The 16,750-nt window shown below is 69.9% G+C and carries 12 protein-coding genes; 5 read left to right on the forward strand and 7 right to left on the reverse strand.

Annotated features, from left to right (window positions below; all coding sequences use genetic code 11):
- Positions 1-215 precede the first annotated feature (215 nt).
- Positions 216-1,268 carry an NAD(P)-dependent alcohol dehydrogenase gene (locus AB0915_RS11045; RefSeq protein ID WP_366690793.1) on the reverse strand — a complete coding sequence of 351 codons (1,053 nt, stop codon included), beginning with the start codon at positions 1,266-1,268 and terminating at the stop codon, positions 216-218.
- A 947-nt stretch (positions 1,269-2,215) separates the two neighbouring features.
- Between AB0915_RS11045 and AB0915_RS11050 the strand changes: the two genes are divergently transcribed.
- Entirely contained in the window at positions 2,216-2,743 is a 528-nt protein-coding gene (locus AB0915_RS11050) for a YbhB/YbcL family Raf kinase inhibitor-like protein (protein WP_366690794.1), read from the forward strand.
- A gap of 189 nt (positions 2,744-2,932) precedes the next feature.
- On the opposite strand, the gene AB0915_RS11055 is transcribed toward AB0915_RS11050, so the two are convergent.
- Positions 2,933-3,916 carry a LuxR family transcriptional regulator gene (locus tag AB0915_RS11055; RefSeq protein WP_366690795.1) on the reverse strand — a complete coding sequence of 328 codons (984 nt, stop codon included), beginning with the start codon at positions 3,914-3,916 and terminating at the stop codon, positions 2,933-2,935.
- A 241-nt stretch (positions 3,917-4,157) separates the two neighbouring features.
- Here AB0915_RS11055 and AB0915_RS11060 point away from each other — a divergent pair, with 241 nt between their 5' ends.
- Positions 4,158-5,570, forward strand: a complete 1,413-nt coding sequence (locus AB0915_RS11060; protein WP_366690796.1) for an aminopeptidase P family protein — start codon at positions 4,158-4,160, stop codon at positions 5,568-5,570.
- Positions 5,571-5,835: 265 nt separating this feature from the next.
- Here the strand turns inward: AB0915_RS11060 and AB0915_RS11065 are convergent, their stop codons facing one another.
- From AB0915_RS11065 to gcvPA, 5 genes are read right to left on the reverse strand one after another with little or no spacing between them, the layout of a single operon-like run.
- Entirely contained in the window at positions 5,836-6,477 is a 642-nt protein-coding gene (locus AB0915_RS11065; RefSeq protein WP_366690797.1) for a GntR family transcriptional regulator, read from the reverse strand.
- A gap of 49 nt (positions 6,478-6,526) precedes the next feature.
- Positions 6,527-7,273 (reverse strand): SDR family oxidoreductase, encoded by a 747-nt coding sequence (locus AB0915_RS11070; RefSeq protein ID WP_366690798.1) that lies wholly within the window; start codon positions 7,271-7,273, stop codon positions 6,527-6,529.
- 48 nt (positions 7,274-7,321) lie between these two features.
- The gene (locus tag AB0915_RS11075) at positions 7,322-8,746 is read right to left on the reverse strand and encodes an NAD(+)/NADH kinase (RefSeq protein ID WP_366690799.1); all 1,425 of its coding nucleotides are present in this window, start codon (positions 8,744-8,746) and stop codon (positions 7,322-7,324) included.
- A complete protein-coding gene (gene gcvPB / locus AB0915_RS11080; protein ID WP_366690800.1) occupies positions 8,743-10,335 on the reverse strand; it encodes an aminomethyl-transferring glycine dehydrogenase subunit GcvPB in 1,593 nt (530 codons plus the stop codon). The genes AB0915_RS11075 and gcvPB overlap by 4 nt, the downstream gene beginning before the upstream one ends.
- The gene (gcvPA, locus tag AB0915_RS11085) at positions 10,332-11,723 is read right to left on the reverse strand and encodes an aminomethyl-transferring glycine dehydrogenase subunit GcvPA (protein ID WP_366690801.1); all 1,392 of its coding nucleotides are present in this window, start codon (positions 11,721-11,723) and stop codon (positions 10,332-10,334) included. Before gcvPA ends, gcvPB begins: the two co-directional genes overlap by 4 nt.
- 136 nt (positions 11,724-11,859) lie before the next feature.
- Between gcvPA and AB0915_RS11090 the strand changes: the two genes are divergently transcribed.
- The 3 genes from AB0915_RS11090 to AB0915_RS11100 are packed head-to-tail and all read left to right on the forward strand — an operon-like array spanning position 11,860 to position 16,666.
- Positions 11,860-12,840 (forward strand): extracellular solute-binding protein, encoded by a 981-nt coding sequence (locus AB0915_RS11090; protein WP_366690802.1) that lies wholly within the window; start codon positions 11,860-11,862, stop codon positions 12,838-12,840.
- Positions 12,723-14,486, forward strand: a complete 1,764-nt coding sequence (locus AB0915_RS11095; RefSeq protein ID WP_366690803.1) for a beta-galactosidase — start codon at positions 12,723-12,725, stop codon at positions 14,484-14,486. Before AB0915_RS11090 ends, AB0915_RS11095 begins: the two co-directional genes overlap by 118 nt.
- Complete coding sequence (locus AB0915_RS11100; RefSeq protein WP_366690804.1) at positions 14,483-16,666, forward strand: trehalase family glycosidase; 2,184 nt, start codon at positions 14,483-14,485, stop codon at positions 16,664-16,666. Before AB0915_RS11095 ends, AB0915_RS11100 begins: the two co-directional genes overlap by 4 nt.
- Positions 16,667-16,750 lie beyond the last annotated feature (84 nt).

Below are 16,750 nucleotides of genomic sequence, written 5' to 3' on the forward strand. Positions count from 1 at the left end.
GCCATTACGACGGCCTTCATGTCGGCAACGTCCTCCTTGAAGACCGGTGCCGACGAGGGCCCGGACGAGGGCCTCGTCGGCGCGCTCCTCGCGCGGTGCCCCGGCCCCGGCGGCGGCTCGCCAACGCCGAACGCCGCGAGCAGGAGCGACAGCGCGGCATACAGTCCCGCCCGCCGACCAGCGACCTGCCGCTGGTCGCGCCTACCGCGCGGTCGTCATTCAAAGACGATGACCTGGCGGCCGACGACGTCGCCGCGGCCGAGGGCTTCCATGTTCTCGTTGATGTCTTCGAGCTTGACTTTGGTGACGTTGTGCTTGACGAGGCCGGCTTCGGCGAGAGAGAGCACCTCGACGAGATCCATGTGGTTGCCCCAGAAGGAACCGAGGTAGGACAGTTCCATCCCCACGAAGGGGAACTGTTTGTGCTCGACGTGGTTGCTCATGAGGCCCACGGCCGCCAGTACCCCCTCCGGGCCCAGCAGGTCGAACCCCATCGAGATGGACGCGTTGCTGCCGACGCAGTCCAGGATGGCATCGAGCGTCCTGCGGCCGGTGAGCGCTTCCAGTTCGTCCTGGATGGTCTCGGTGGACTTGTCGCGGACGTTGATCCCGTAGTCCGCGCCGTTCTCCTTCGCCACGTCCAGTTTGCTGTCCTTGCGCGCGAGCGCCACCACGGTCGCGCCGCTTCCGAGCAGCTTCGCGTACTGGACCCCGTAGCTGCCCAGGCCGCCGATGCCCGTGATGGCGACGATGCGGCCGGGGCCAAGCTTGCCCGTGTCCCGGATCTTCTTCATCCCTCGGTAGGGCGTCATGCCCGCGTCGGTCATCGGGGCGAGCAGCTCGGGTGCTTTCGCGGCGCTCTCTGAGACCGGAATGGCGTGGCGGGACTCCACGGCCATGTACTCGGCAAAGCCTCCGGGAGGGCCGAAGCCCACCCACCTGCCGTTGCCGCTGCACAACTGTTCGTTGCCTTCGCGGCACTGCCGACAAGTGCCGTCTCCCCAACTGGGATTCACGACGACCATGTCGCCCTCCGAGTAGCCCACCGATTTCGGTACGGCGCTGCCCAGGCCGGCTACTCGGCCGGTAACCTCGTGACCGGGGATGAAGGGGAGGTCCACGGGGAACGGGCCCTTGAAATAGCCGTCGAGGAGCTGGTAGTCGCTCCGGCACATTCCGGTCGCCGCGACCTTCAGCAGAATCTCCTCCGGCGCGGGGTCGGGCGCGGAAACCTCTTCGATTCGAAGGGGTTCTTTGTATCCGTGCATCCGGGCTGCTTGCATCTGCATAGGGGTGCCTCGCTTTCGCTGGCAAGCAGCGATGCGGGCCGGTGCAGAGCCGGAGGGCTCCGGATGCATCAGCGGTCACCGCGGCCGCCGCTCCGCTTCGGATATCACCAGGTTCCTGCGATTGCCGCTGCCACGCATCTGGAGAACGGAGGGCGACAAGAGGTGGCAGGCCGCAGCGGGTTGGGCACCGCGCGTGCCTCACTGACGTCTCCGGAATCCAGGTACGACCGAGCCGTCGATCCCCGCCGAATAGCAGCAGTCCGGTCGCTGACCGAAGGTCAGTTGAATTGGGGTGCTATCGCAGGCCCTGCCGACAGCAGCCTGCTGCAAGTCCTGCGCCGGCCGGCAGGTTGAGCGCTGTGAGCAGTGGCGGCGTGGCGCAGCGGTGGTGGCATCGCTGGTACCTCCCACAGCCACGCGGTGGCCCGGTTCCCGTCCGGAACCTACCCTTGGTGCATGGGAGTGCCGCGCTGGATACGTCGTTGTACGGCGGCGGCATAGGCGCGCTGAGGCGGGCTTGCGCCGCCGCGTGTCTCCTTCGCCGAAGGCGGCAGTGCTCGCGCCGGTGAAGCGCCAATTCGGCAAATCCTGCCACAGCAGCAGACCCAGTGGACCTCGGGCCTGTTCTGAGTTCCCCGCCTGCGCCCCGACGCCCGGCACGCACGCTCGCCGCACCGACCACCGCTGCGCCCGTGCTTCGCGCGGACGACGGGGAACTCAGAACAGGCCCTAGTAGGTGCGGCCCCTGCCCGCGACGCATGTCACGGTGAGTATCGTCTCGGTCGCTGGGGGGCGCGGACCGCGTGTCCTGACTCGTGACCGACGCAGTTCAGCGGGCGTCTTGGCGCCTGCCGTGCGGGGAGCACGGCCAGCCGTGGGACCGGCCGCAGAGCACGAAAGCATGCCTGCGAATGCGAGGGATTGTCGTGATCAAACCCTATGGTCCCTACGATTTCATGCCGCCGATCAGGAGCTTCTCGGTGACCTCGGAGTCGGTGGCCAACGGTGAGCCGCTGGCCCTGGAGCAGGTGAGCGGCATCTTGGGAGCGGGTGGATCGGACATCTCGCCGCAGCTGAGCTGGTCCGGGTTTCCCGAGGAGACGCGCAGTTTCACAGTGGCGATGTTCGACCCTGACGTACCCACCGCCTCAGGCTTCTGGCATTGGGCCGTGGCCAACCTTCCGGCCTCCGTAACTGACCTGCCGGCCGGAGCGGGAGACGGCAGCGATCTGCCGGCCGACGCGGTGACGCTGACCAACGATGCCGGCTACAGAAGGTACCTCGGTCCGGCGACGCCCCCCGGCAACGGCCCGGACCGCTACTTCCTCGTGGTGCATGCCGTCGATGTCGAAAAACTGGAGGTGTCTGAGACGACGACACCTGCCCTCATGGACTTCCTCCTGTTCACACACGCAATCGCACGGGCAACCGTGTACGGCACCTTCGAGCGATGAGTGAACCGCTTCGGGATCGGTGGAGGCTCTGATGTGCCCCGGGTCCGGTGGCGTCGTCTTGCTGGACAGATGATGATCCAGACGCTCAAGAAGGCTTCTGTGCCCCCGTAGTTACCCGGCCGAGTTCCGGCGCCCGCCCGGCAAGCTTTGCCCCGTCGTCCCCGGTCGGGGCAGACGGGCATGCCCCGGTCACAGCCACCCGCAACGTTGCGCCTGCAGAGCCATCTGGAACCGGCTCGTGGCACCCAGCCGGGCCATCAGGATCTGCACTCGGCGGAACAGTGTGCGGCGGCTGATTCCGATCTCCCGGGCGATGACCTCGTCGCTCGCACCACCGGCAAGGAGCCACAGCAGGCGGCGGTCGGCGGGCAGCAGGCCGCCCGGCCGGACGGTGCGGCCGTGGAAGGGCAGTGCGTTCTGCCATGCCTGCTCGAACAGTGCCACGAGCGCGGAGAGCAGCCCGCACGGCTGCACGACCAGCATGGTGTTGTGCACATCGGCCTCCTTGATCGACAACGACACGAGCGCGTACGCGTCGTCGATGATCACGAGCTTGACCGGCACCGACGGCAGTACCCTGGCCTGCTCACCGGCCTCGATGCACGGTTCGATGACTGCCTCCAGCTGGCCCGGATGCTCCAGCGACTCCCGCGAGTACACGACACGCTGCGTCACACCGCGGGCGAGGGTGGCCAGTGAATCGTCGGTGGCGCCGGAGAGGGGGAAGTACGGCGGTGAGTCGAACTGCCGGATCTCTTCGCGGGCACTGGCCCAGGCTTGGCGCATCCTGGGACCGATGGCTTCCCCGGTGACGACTTCGACGAGATCGTTGTTGTACGCGGCGAGCCGCTGCCGCCGGAACGACTCGAACGCGCCCCCGACGGTGATGCGCGACTCGTCGAGCTCGGCCGCCCGGTGCCGGCCGAGGATCTCCAGCCCTGCGCCGGGCGGAACCGGGGCCACCACGTCGCGGCCCTCCACGGCGGCACTGGCCAGGCCTGCGTCGACCAGTTCGCCGTACGTCGCGGCGAGTTCCGCGCCGTCCAGAGCTGCCGCGGCCCCGACCTCGCTCAGCGGAGCGGGCGCCAGCTCCAGCAGGGCCATATAGAGCCGGCCTGCCTCGTGATCGATCCCCAGAAGCCGAAGAGCTTCGCTGAGTTTTGCGTTCGCCATGTCAGGCATTATCGACGGCTCCCGTTCGTTCCGGGCGGGCGGTTCGGATGTCCGGTGGCCGATCTGTGCCAGTGGCAGTCTTCGGCACCCGGTGAGCGCGGTGCGGGGTACCGTCCGGTAGCCGCCGACGACCGGTGGCAGCGAGTGCGCCTGGGGCTGCACCAGGAGGGAGTTCGGCCTGTCCGAACGCGCCTCCCTACCCCTTGCCGCTGAGGAACCCACCCAGAAGAAGGTGTATGAAGTGGCGAAAGGTCGAAAGAACGGTCTCTACCAAGGGATCTCCGAGGAACTGTCCGCCCTGATGCGGACGGGGTGGGCGGACACCGAGCGGCACGGTCTGCAGCTCAGCGAGCAGGCTCCGTACGCGGCCCGCCGCCGCGCCGCGCTCTCCGCGCGTTTTCCCGGCGAACGCCTGGTGATCCCTTCGGGGAAACTCAAGGTCCGCTCGAACGACGACACCTACCCGTTCCGGCCGTACTCGGGCTATGTGCACATGACCGGGGACCAGGCCCGGGACGGCGCGCTCGTCCTCGAACCCCGCGCGGACGGCGGCCACGACGCCTACTGCTATCAGCTGCCGCGGGACAGCAGGGACACAGACGAGTTCTGGCTCGGCTACACCGCCGAACTGTGGATGGGCCGGCGCCGCTCCCTCGCCGAGTCGGAGCTCGTGCTCGGTCTGCCCTGCCGAGACGTCCGCACGGCGGCCGACGATTTGGCCGCCGCCTCCGGCGCGCCGACCCGGATCGTCCGCGACATCGACCCGGCCCTGGAGGCTGCCGTCACCACCGACGAGCAGCGCGACGCCGAACTGGAAGAGGCGCTCAGCGATCTCCGCCTGGTCAAGGATGCGTGGGAGCTGGCCGAGATGCGCAAGGCCGTGGACTCCACCGTGCGCGGATTCACCGACGTCGTCGGCGAGCTCTCCCGGGCGATCGCTTCGTCCGAGCGGTGGATCGAGGGCACGTTCTTCCGCCGTGCACGCCTGGAGGGCAACTCCGTCGGCTACGGATCGATCTGCGCGGCGGGCGAGCACGCCACGATCATGCACTGGACGGAGAACGACGGCCCGGTGCGCCCCGGCGACCTGCTCCTGCTCGACGCGGGCGTGGAGACGCACACCCTCTACACCGCCGACGTCACGCGCACCCTTCCGATCAGCGGGACCTTCACGCCCGTGCAGCGCAAGGTCTACGACGCGGTGTACGAGGCCCAGGAGGCTGGCATGGCCGCCGTCAAGCCGGGCGCCCAGTACCGCGACTTCCACGAGGCGTCCCAGCGCTACCTGGCGGCGAAGCTGGTCGAGTGGGGCTTCATCGACGGCCCCGTCGACCGCGCGTACGAACTCGGCCTGCAGCGCCGCTTCACCATGGCCGGAACCGGCCACATGCTCGGTCTGGACGTCCATGACTGCGCGATGGCCCGGAACGAGGAGTACGTCGACGGCGTGTTGGAGCCGGGCATGGTGCTCACCGTCGAGCCAGGCCTGTACTTCCAGGCGGACGATCTGACCGTGCCCGAGGAATGGCGCGGCATCGGCGTCCGGATCGAGGACGACCTGGTCGTCACCGACGGCGGCCACGAGAACCTGTCGGCCGGGCTGCCGCGCGCCGCGGACGAAGTCGAGGCGTGGATGGCCCAGTTCGCCGGCTGAGCCGGGCGGCGTGCGCGGTGGGCGACGTACGGCCCCGGGCGGGCGCGGCAGCGTGCGCCGTGTCCGGGGCGCGCTCCGCGTCCGCCTCGGTGCCTCGGGCGATATCCGTGAACGGCTGACCGTTGACCGGACTCGGGTTCTCGAAGTACTGGCCCAGCCGGCTCCTCACGTCCGATCCACGGTGATCGGACCCCGAATGGACGGTGCGGGTCAAGCCCAGGGCCCGACCCGCACCACGGCTCCACCAGGGACTCGCCGCACGGCGTCAGTCCTTGAGGTGTTCCAGGATCCGGTGCATTCCGCTGTTCCAGTTGTCCCTGAGCGCCGCGACCGCCGCGTCGAGGTTGCCGCGCTGGAGGCACTCGGCGATCCGCTCGTGCTCCACCGCGGAACGTTCCAGGATGTCCTGGTCGCCCAGGGCCACCCGCTCGTAGCGGTGCATCGTCACCTTCAGGGAGGTGATCAGCTTCATCAGGCGGTCGTTCGTGCAGCCCGACAGGAGCAGGTCGTGCCACGCGTCGTCGTACCGCTCTATGACGTCGTGCGGTGCCTGCGGGGCCGAGAAAGCGCGCGCCTCCTCCAGCAGCCGGGGAGCCGTCGCCGCCAGGTACTCGGGGTCGCTGGACTCCAGGGCCAGCGCCTCCAGGGTCGCGACGATCGCGGACAGGTCACGGAACTCCTGTGCGCTGAGTGGTGTGAAGCGGAAGCCCTTGCCGCGCTCACTGGTGATGACGCCTTCACGCTCCAGCGTGATCAGGGCCTCGCGCAGCGGAGTACGGCTGACGCCGAGCTCGGTGGCGAGCTGTCCCTCGTTGATCGGTTCGGTGGTCGCGATCGTGCCGCGCCCGAGGCGCTTGATCAGTTCCTCCTTGACCTGTTCGCGCAGCGGGCGGTTTTCGATTGGCATGTGCGGCTGCCCTCCCCTTCGGTGCGGTCGATTATCCGCTACCGGCGGGTCACGCGGTACCGGCGCCGTCGACCGGGATGATTGCCCCGCTCAGGAACGCCGAGGCGTCCGAGGCGAGGAACGCCACGGTCTGGGCGATGTCCCGGGGCTGTCCGATGCGGCCGAGCGGACGGTCGGCCGCATCGGCGTAGAACGCGTCGGAGCTTTCGCCGAGCTGGCGGGCCTCCTCGGCGAGCATCCCGGTCGCCGTGTCACCGGGGCAGACGCAGTTCACGCGGATGTTGTCGGGGCCGTGGTCGATGGCCATGGCGCGGGTCATGTTGACGACGGCACCCTTCGACGCGCAGTACGAGACGGCTCGGCCGCCGCCGCGGATGCCCCAGCCGGACCCGGTGTTGACGATGGAGCCGCCGCCCCGGGCCGCCATCCCCGGGATCACGAGGCGGCTCATCAGCATCACCGAGCGGATGTTCACGGCCATCACCAGGTCCCAGTCGTCCTCGGTGATCTCACAGACCGTGGAGCGGCGGATGATGCCGGCGTTGTTGAAGAGTACGTCGACGCCGCCGAACCGCTCCTGCGCCGTGTGCACGACGGCCTCGCAGTCCTCGCGCCGGGACACGTCGCAGCGTACGAACGTTCCTCCGGTGTCCTTCGCCGTCTGTTCGCCGCCTTCCGTGTCGATGTCTGCGATCACCACGCGGGCGCCGAGTTCGGCGAGGACCTGGGCGGTGGCGCGGCCGATACCGGCTCCGCCACCGGTCACGAGGGCGCGCTTGCCGTCAAGAGAGATCATCTTGGGCTCCTTCTGGGACGTGGAGGTACGGGTTCCATGGGTGTCGGGTCAGGTCGCGAGCCGGTACAGCGACGTACGCCGCCTGCCGGTGATGACGGGGATGTGGCCGGAGAGTTCCGCATCGAGCGCGTCGTCGCCGGTGTCGAGGAGGAGGGGGCGGCCGCCGAGCGCGGACAGTTTCTGTTCGGTGCACAGCACGAGCAGATGATCGCGGCCGCCCGCCGCGCGCAGGACCCGGGGCGAGATCTGCTGGTTACCGCGGCCGAGGAGGAATCCCTGGCCACCGATGGGGGAGAGCGCGATCCAGGCCGGACCGAGCGCGAGGAGGGTGTCCTCGGCGGCGTCGCGGGCCACGACGCGCGGCGGCTGACTGGTGCGCAGGCTGAGCACGTCGACCCCAGTGAGGGTGACATCCGCGCCGAGCGCGGCCGCGACGGCGCGGGTGGTGCTTCCGGGGCCGAGTACCAGCAGCCCGTCGCCGACACGCTCGGCAACGTCGGCCGCGATGCCGCCGACCGCCCCCGGCGCGGTGGCGGTGCTGCCGGTCTTGCGCTGTTGCACGCGTACCGGCACGTCGGGGACGGGGAGCCAGCCGAAGAGCCGGGATGTGACGCGGCCTTCGCTCAGAGCATCCTCGTCGCGGTCCATCACCTCGGCGTCCCGCAGCCGTACGGCGCCGTTGCGGGCGATCCACGCAGCGGCGACCTCACCTGCGGCGCGCGGGCTGACGGCGAAGACGGCCGAGTGCATCTTCACACCGGTCGGCACGCCGAGGACGGGGCAGGGCGCGTCCCCGAGAGCGGCGAGCACGTCCCGGGCGGTGCCGTCGCCCCCGGCGAAGAGGAGTAGATCGACGCCTTCGGCGACGACGGCGCGCACCGCGGCTGTCGTGTCCGCGGCCGAGGTGTCCCGACCGTCCTCGGCCGCGTACACGACCCGCGCGGGAAGCCCGGCGGAGGCGACGGAGTCGGCGCCCAGGGAGCCGGCGGCCGTCACGACGAGGATGCGGGAGCCCGGGGGCGGGCAGGCCGTGCTGGGAGGCGGCGCGCCACCGGGCCGGCCGTTGAGCGTGTCCGGCGCGGGATGCGCAGGGAGTTCGGCCATGCCGTCGGGTGCGTGGAGCGCGCCTGTGGGCGCGCCGCCCGGGACGTCGGACGGAGCGTGCGCCGCGCCTGCCGACCCGTCGCGGCGCCCGTCCGGGACACGGGTCGCCGAACTGGCGCGCAGGTTCACCTGTTCGCCGGGGCCGGGGGCGCCGGGCACTTGGCGGGTGCGCCCCGACACCGCCAACTCACCCAGTCGCAGCGCCAGTTCACCCAGCGCGGCCACCGCGCGCCCCCCGGCCAGAGGGCGCGCCCCCAGTGAGAGTGCCACGCGGGCGCGCTCGGGGCCGTCGGTGCCGCCGAGGCCGACCCGGCCACCGAGGCCGGCGACCGGGTTGACCACCAGGCCGATCCTGGGCAGCCGGGTCAACGGGTCGCCTCACCGAGAACCTTGCGGCGGTAGGCGCGCCAGGAGACCGCCCAGGTCGCAGGGTCGTCGAGGGCCTCAGGGCGTACGCGGTGGATGGTCGAGCGGTGCGGCGCCGTGCGTACGGTCTCCGGGTCCTCGTAGGCCTCGCGGGCGATTTCTGCGAGGATCGCCGCGTACTCGTCGAGGTCGGCTCGCGTGTAGGACTCGGTCGGCTCCAGTGTCATGGGTTCGGGCACGACGTACGGGTGGTGGCTCGTCCAGTAGTGGGTGCCGAAGTCCGCGGCGCGCAGGCCGATGTCCTCGGAGTGCAGGCCGGTGTCCTCGTGAAGCTTCTCCCAGCTGTAGCGGACCTGCTCGACGCGTGGGCGCCCGGCCGCGTAGGGGATCGAGACGCCGGGGATCTGCCGGACCTTGTGGAGGAGGTAGTTGTTGTTCAGGACCGCCGTCTCGGCGGCGGCCCGCAGACCCTCCGCGCCGAGCGACATGATCCACGCGTAGGCGCGGACCAGGTTCGGCACGACACCGTAGAACGGCCGCATCTTGCCGACCGAATCGGGCCGGTCGTCGTCGAGCCGGTACGCGGACCCGTCGAACTCGACCGTGGGGCGCGGCAGATACGGGGCGAGGTCCGCGGTGACCGCGCACGCACCGGCCGCCGGACCGCCGCACGCGTGCGGTGTCGAGAACGTCTTGTGCAGGTTGAAGTGGCACAGGTCGAAGCCCGCGTCCCGTGCCCGCGTGATGCCGAGGATGCCGTTGGCGTTGGCCTGATCGTACGAGCACAGTCCGCCCGCCTCGTGCACGATTCGTACGAAGTCTTCGATGTGCGGGTTGTAGATGCCCGTGTCCTCGGGGTTGGTGATGAGGAGGGCCGCCGTGCGCGGGCCGACCGCCGCCTTGAGCGCTTCGATGTCCGGGTAGCCGTCGGCGTCCGGGTGGAGGGTGATGACCTTGAAGCCGGCCGTCTTCGCACAGGCCGCGTTCGACGGGTGGGAGAAGATCGTCGTGATCACCTCGTCGCGCTGCTCCAGCTCGCCGCGCGCGGCGAAGTAGGCGCGGATCATGGCGATGTTCGTGTATATCGCCGCGGAGCCCGCGCCCGGCTGGAGCGAGACCCGGTCCATGCCAGAGATCTCCTTCAGGAGCTGCTCCAGGCTGTGAATGATCCCGAGGACGCCCTGCACGGTGTCCTCGTCCTGGAGCGGATGCAGCGCGGCGATCCGCGGGTCGCGGACGAACTGGTCGTTGACCTTGGGGCTGTATTTCATGGTGCAGGTGCCCTGGCCGACGTCGATGTTGAGGTCCGCGCCCAGGTTTTCCTGCGACAGGCGCAAGTAGTGTCGCAGGACCTGCTGTTGGGACATTTCCGGCAGGGCGGGCGGCGTTGCGCGGCGCAGTGCGGCGGGTATCTCCACCTGGTCGACCGACGGATCGGCCGCCGGTACGAGAATGCCTCGTTCGCCCGGCGAACCCAGCTCGAAGATCAGTTTCTCGTCCCAGGAGGCCTGCTGGAAACGGCGGAGGCGCGGCTTGTCGGCGACGCGGGCCTCCTCGGGGGAGACGGACACGGGTGTGTGCGGGGCGCTCACTTGACGATCTCCTCGAGGGTTGCGGCGAGTCGGTCGATGTCGGCCTTGGTGTGGACTTCGGTGACGCAGTACGCGGCCTCGTGCGTGCCGGTCGGTGTGCCGCCGAAGATGCCCCGTTCCTTGAGGTCGGCGCGGATCTCGGCGGCGGTCCTGTTGCCCGTGTAGCGGACGGTGAAGTCGGCGAAGTGCAGGGCGTTGCCGTACGGGACCTCGATGCCCGGCACCTCGGCGAGGCGTCGGCGGGCGTACGCGGTGAGCGCGAGGATCGTGTCGCCGATCTCCCGCATGCCCTGCGGTCCCATCAGCGCGAGATAGACCCCGGCGCCGATGCCGTGCAGCGCGGCGGCCGTGCCGACCCACTCCTTGCCCTCCTCGCGCAGTGCGAACGACGTCCGCTCGTAGGCGACGTCGCCGAAGCCGTACTCGCCCTCGACGGTCGTCGGCACGAGACCGAACAGGCGTGACGGGTATTCGGCGACCAGCGTCTCCTCGTCGCGCGTGGCGATGAAGCCCGCGTTGCCGCCGCCGAAGCTCTGGTGGAGGCCGAGCGGCTGGATGTCGCCGCACGCGATGTCCGCGCCGTACGCGGAGGGCGGTGCGAGCACGCCGAGTGTGAGCGGATTGCAGCCCACGACGTACAACGCCCCGTACTCGTGGGCGAGTTCGGTGAGACGGGGCAGCGCCTCGTCGACGATGCCGAGCGCGGAGGGTGAGTCCGCGTACACGGCGGCTGTGTCGCCAGCGGTGAGCGCGGCGCGTACGGCGGCGAGGTCGGCGCAGCCGGTGTCCGGGTCGACGGGCACGACCGTCACGTCGTGGTCGGGGCGTACGTAGTCGCATATCCGGGAGAGCTTGTCGTCGTCGACGGCTGTGGCGACGACCACGCGGCGGCGGCCCGTGATCCGGCCGGCCATCCGCAGCGCGGTTCCCGAGGCCTGAAAGCCGTCGTACACCGGGACGTTGACGACCTCGACATCGAGCAGCTCGGCCATCATCGACTGGTACTCCCACAGTGCCTGGAACCGGCCGTGGTCCTCGTAGGGCTCGCCCGCATACGCCGTGAGGAACTCGCTGCGGTTGACCACCTCGTCCACGACCGCCGGTACGTGGTGCCGGTAGCAGCCGGAGCCGAGGAAGCTGAGCACCTGCCGAGTCGAGGTGTTGCGGCCGAGCAACTCATCCATGTGGCGGATGAGTTCGGCCTCCGAGCGCAGCGGGGTCGGCAGGTCGAGGGGGCGGTGCAGCCGGATGGAGTCCGGGATGTCGGCGTAGAAGTCCTCGACGCTCGCCGCGCCGATTTCCTCGAGCATCGCCTGCCGCACGGCGGGGACCGCGTTCGGGATGTAGGGGTGAACGTAAGAGGGGGCGGATTCCTGGGGTGACGTCATGCCGCGCCTTTCGCGTGAGCCGACGGAAGTGTGAACCACAGCAGCAAAAGTCTTTGGGTGTACGCCTCTTGACGGCGAGCTCTGTCATTCAGTGTTCTGAATACAGCATTAGGCATTCAGGCTCCAGGAGGCAAGAGTGTCAACGAGACCCACCCGACGGGTTGTTCTGGCCACAGGTCTGGCAACCGCGGCAACGTCCCTGGTCAGCGCGTGCGCCATAGGAGGTGCGGGCGGCGGAGGCGCCCGCGGCATCAGCGGCAAGGAGGGTGACAAGAAGGGCAAGGTCAGCGGAAAGATCACTGTCTGGTCGTGGGACGTGGCCGCCAAGGCCATGAAGCGTCTGGCCCGCACCTTCGAGGAGCGCCACCCCGGCACCACCGTCGATGTCGTCGACATCGGATACGACAACGCCTACGACAAGATCACCGTCGGCTTGCGCGGCGGCTCGGGCCTCGCCGACGTCCTCACGGTCGAGGGCAGCTACATGCCGCGCTACACAGGCAACTTCCCGAGCGGCTTCTACGACCTGACGAGCCTCGGCGGCCGCTACGGCGGCGACTTCGACCGCGCCGCGTGGCGCACCGTCACCGGCAAGGGGGGCGCCGTCCTCGCCCTGCCCTGGGACATCGGCCCCTGCGCGCTGTATTACCGAACGGACCACTTCCGTGCCGCCGGAGTCGACCCCAAGTCTCTGCTGACCTGGGACGACTACGTGGCGGCGGGTGTACGGATCAAGAAGGCCACCGGCCGCAAGCTGCTCATCATGGACTCCACCGACGCGGGCATCCTGCCGATGCTGTTCCAGCAGCAGGGGCAGTCCTACTTCAAGGGCGGCCGGGTCGCCGTCGACACCCCCGAGGCCGTGCAGGCCATGACGCTGATGAAGACCCTGCACGACAAGGGACTCGTCGACTTCGAGAAGGGCTGGGACGGGCTCGTCACCGGCACGGTGTCGCCGTCGACCTGGCCACCGCGACCGCGTCACCCCCCGCCTGGCTCGTGCGCTCCCACCCCGAGATCCTGCCGGTCACGGCCGACGGCGTACGTCTCGAATTCGGCTCGCGCCAGCACTATTGCCCGTCCTCGCCGGTGTACCGCGCCGCCGCCGTGCGCCTGACCCGCACCCTCGTCGAACGCTACGCACATCACCCGGCGGTCGCCCTGTGGCACATCCACAACGAGTACGGGGACCATGTCACCGAGTGCTTCTGCGCCCGCTCCGCCGATCACTTCCGTACCTGGCTCACCGACCGCTACGGCACGATCGACTCCCTCAACCACGCCTGGGGCACGGCCTTCTGGGCGCAGCGCTACGGCACGTACGCCGAGATCGAACCCCCGCGCACCGCGCCCGGACCGGTCAACCCGACGCAGCTCCTCGACTGGCGGCGCTTCTGCTCCGACGCACTCCTGGACTGCCACCGCGCCGAGCGCGGCGTCCTGAGCGAGCTGAGCCCGGACATCCCGGCCACCACCAACTTCATGTCGATGTTCAAGGCACTCGACTACTGGAAGTGGGCCGAGCACGAGGACCTCGTATCCGACGACGCCTACCCGGACCCTGCCGACCCGCACGCCCACGTCAACGCCGCCCTCAACTACGACCTGATGCGCTCGCTCAAGGGCGGCCGCCCCTGGCTTCTCCTCGAACAGGCGCCGTCCGCGGTCAGCTGGCGCCCGGTCAACGTCCCCAAGAAGTCCGGCCTGCAACGCCTCTGGTCCCTCCAGGCCCTGGCCCGCGGCGCTGACGGCATCATGTACTTCCAGTGGCGTGCCTCCCGCGCGGGCGCCGAAAAATACCACAGCGCACTGTTTCCGCACCGCGGCACAGACTCCCGCGGCTGGCGCGAGACCGTCCGCTTCGGCGCCGAACTCGCCCGGCTCGGCGAGGTCACCGGCGCCACCACCCCCGCGGACGTGGCGATCGTCCTCGACTGGGACTCCTGGTGGGCCCTCGAGGCCGATGACCACCCCTCGGCCCGCATGCGCTGGCGCGACCTCCTGCGCCCCTGGTATGCGGCGCTCCACGCCCGCGCAGTCACCGCCGAGTTCGTGCCCCCGCACGCCGACCTCGACGGCTATCGGGCGGCTCTCGCGCCCAACCTCCACCTGCTGCGCGGCGAGAACGCCGAACGCATCGCCGCGTACGTCCGGGGAGGCGGCCACTTCGTGTGCGGACCCTTCAGCGGCGTCGTCGACGGCGACGATCACATCCACGACGGGGGTCCGCCCGGACCGCTGAGAGACGTACTCGGCGTGAGCGTCGACGAGTTCTGGCCGATCCCCGACGGCGAGGCGGTGCCGCTGGCCTCCGGCGCCGAGGCCACCCTCTGGAGCGAGTGGATCGAGACCGAGGGCCCGGAGACCGAGGTCGTCGACGTGTACGCGGCCGGAGAGCTGACCGGCCGCCCCGCCGTCACCCGCCACCCCTACGGCAGCGGCACCGCCTGGTACGCGAGTGCTCACCTCGGCGACGGCATCGGCGCCGTGCTCGACGCAGCCCTGCTGGAGGCCGGTGTGCGGCCCGTGCTCGACGTCCCCGAGGGAGTCGAGTCCACCGTCCGGACCGGCGAGCAGGGCACGTACCTCTTCGTCCTCAACCACACGGACCACGACACACGGACGCCATTGACCGGCGCCTACGCCGCAGGCGGCACCGATCTGCTCACCGGGACGACCGTCCGTGACCACGTACGCCTCGGCCCGCTCGGTGCCGCGGTCCTGCGCATCGCCACCGACTCCCCTGGAGGGACCCAGAAGTGACCGGAAACCGGCCCCTGAGAGCTCTGACCGCACTCCTTCTTGCCGGCGGCGCCCTCGCCGTGCCGCAAGCGGCCTCCGCCCATGAGCACCCGGCGCCGGCGTCCCCGTACGCCGACGTGCTCGACCTGCACGGCACCCCGGCCGCAGCCCTGCCCGGCGACGACGAGGACAACAACCCTGTCACCGTTTTCGCCGACCAAGGGGCCTGGCATGCCTACGCCCTGCCGAAAGCCGGTGACAAGGACGCGTACGGCGGCTTCTCCGGGCCCCTCTACATCGCCCAGGAATACCCCTGGTGGCTCAGTAAGTCCTTCAGCCGTATCCGCCTCACCGAAAACGGCCGCACTCTCGACCTGGCCGGCGGCGGCACACCCCGGTTCACGTCATTGCCCGGCCGGCTCCTCCAGTCGTACGACCTCGGCCACGGACTGCGCTTCACCCTCGAACTCCGCTTCGCGACCGACCGCAGCGCCCTGGTGCGCGCCCAGGTCCGCAATACCGGCTCGGCGCCCCGCACGCTGGGCGCCGACTGGACGGGCAGCCTGCTGCGGCCCGCCGACAGACCGATGCGCGACGCGCCCTCGTTGACGGCCACCCGCTCGGGCGTCGGCGTCGACTTCACCAAGGTCCGTGAGACCTGGGAGTACCTCACCGACGGCACGGAACGCTTCGAGGTCACCCACAAGGACCGCGTCCGCACCACAGTGGACGGCGACACGTACCGCACCGAGGCCACCGAGCCGGTGACCCTTGCGCCGGGTCGCTCGCACAGCTTCGACTGGACCGAGTCCTACACCTTCACCGTCGCCGAGAGAACCCGCGAGAAGGCGACGGTGCGGGACGTCCTCGACCACCCGGCGTCGGTCGTCTCGGCGAGCGACGCACGCTGGCACGGCTACGTCGCCGGAGTGACCCGGAACGTGCCGGCGGACCGGCGGCGCGCCGCCGTGAAGTCCCTGGAGACCCTCGTCACCAACTGGCGCAGCGCGGCAGGGCAGATCAAGCACGACGGGATCACGCCGTCGATCTCCTACAAGTGGTTCACCGGCGGAATCTGGGCCTGGGACACCTGGAAGCAGGCCGTGGGCACGGCCCGCTTCGCGCCCGATCTGGCCGAGTCGCAGATCCGCTCCATGTTCGACTGGCAGATCACGTCGGACTCCGCGACGCGCCCGCAGGACGCCGGGATGATCCCCGACGTCATCTTCTACAACGACCCCTCGCGCGGCGGCGGCAACTGGAACGAGCGCAACTCCAAGCCCCCGCTGGCAGCCTGGGCCGTGTGGGAGGTGTACGCGAAGACGGGCGACAAGGCCTTCCTTCGTGAGATGTACCCGAAGCTCGCCGCCTACCAGGCCTGGTGGTACCGCAACCGCGACCACGACCACAACGGCCTCGCCGAGTACGGTGCCACCGTCGACCCCGCCAACAACTCGCCCGAGGAACGGCGCCTCGCCGCTGCCTGGGAGAGTGGCATGGACAACGCGCCCCGCTTCGACGCCGCCCTCGGCGCGAACGTCGTCGCCAACCGCGCGGCCGACGGAACGCTCCTCGGCTACTCCCTCAACCAGGAGTCCGTCGACCTCAACTCCTATCTCGCCGCTGACCAGGGCCACTTGGCGCGCATCGCGGGCGCGCTCGGCCGCGGCGCCGACGCCGAGCGGTGGAAGCAGCGGTCCGCCGCGACCTCCTCCGCCGTCCGCACGACGATGTACGACCCCACTGACGGCTGGTTCCACGACACCGCGCTGGGCAGCGGCGCGCCGCTCACGGCCCGCGGCCGTGGCATCGAGGGCGCGGTCCCGCTGTGGACCGGCACCGCGTCCAGGACGCAGGCCCGCGCCGTGCGCGACAAGCTGATGGACCCGGGGGAGTTCGCGACGACCGTCCCGTTCCCGACCGTTTCGAAGAGCTCCCCCTACTTCTCGCCGACGGCGTACTGGCGCGGCCCCGTGTGGTTCGACCAGGCCTACTTTGCCCGCGACGGCCTGCGCCGCTACGGCTACGTCAAGGAAGCGAACGCTCTGACGGATCAACTCCTCACCCATGCGTCGGGCCTCACCGGCAACGGGCCGATCATGGAGAACTACGACCCGACGACGGGAGCCCCACTCAACTCGCCCCACTTCAGCTGGTCAGCTGCTCTGCTGCTGCCGATGCTGACACGGGACAAGCCGTAGTCCCGCATCAGGAACGTTCGCCCTGCCGGCCACGGCGCGTGGACGCCGGTCGTCGGCAGGGCGGATTCGCCAGACGATGTAGCG

This window comes from Streptomyces sp. NPDC048411 (genome assembly GCF_040704695.1).
Classification (GTDB): Bacteria; Actinomycetota; Actinomycetes; order Streptomycetales; family Streptomycetaceae; genus Streptomyces.

Coding starts and splice junctions, on each gene's coding strand:
- AB0915_RS11070 (WP_366690798.1), bottom strand. CDS start 7,273: ATGATCTCTCTTGACGGCAAGCGCGCCCTCGTGACCGGTGGCGGAGCC.
- AB0915_RS11045 (WP_366690793.1), bottom strand. CDS start 1,268: ATGCACGGATACAAAGAACCCCTTCGAATCGAAGAGGTTTCCGCGCCC.
- gcvPA (WP_366690801.1), bottom strand. CDS start 11,723: ATGACGTCACCCCAGGAATCCGCCCCCTCTTACGTTCACCCCTACATC.
- AB0915_RS11055 (WP_366690795.1), bottom strand. CDS start 3,916: ATGGCGAACGCAAAACTCAGCGAAGCTCTTCGGCTTCTGGGGATCGAT.
- AB0915_RS11065 (WP_366690797.1), bottom strand. CDS start 6,477: ATGCCAATCGAAAACCGCCCGCTGCGCGAACAGGTCAAGGAGGAACTG.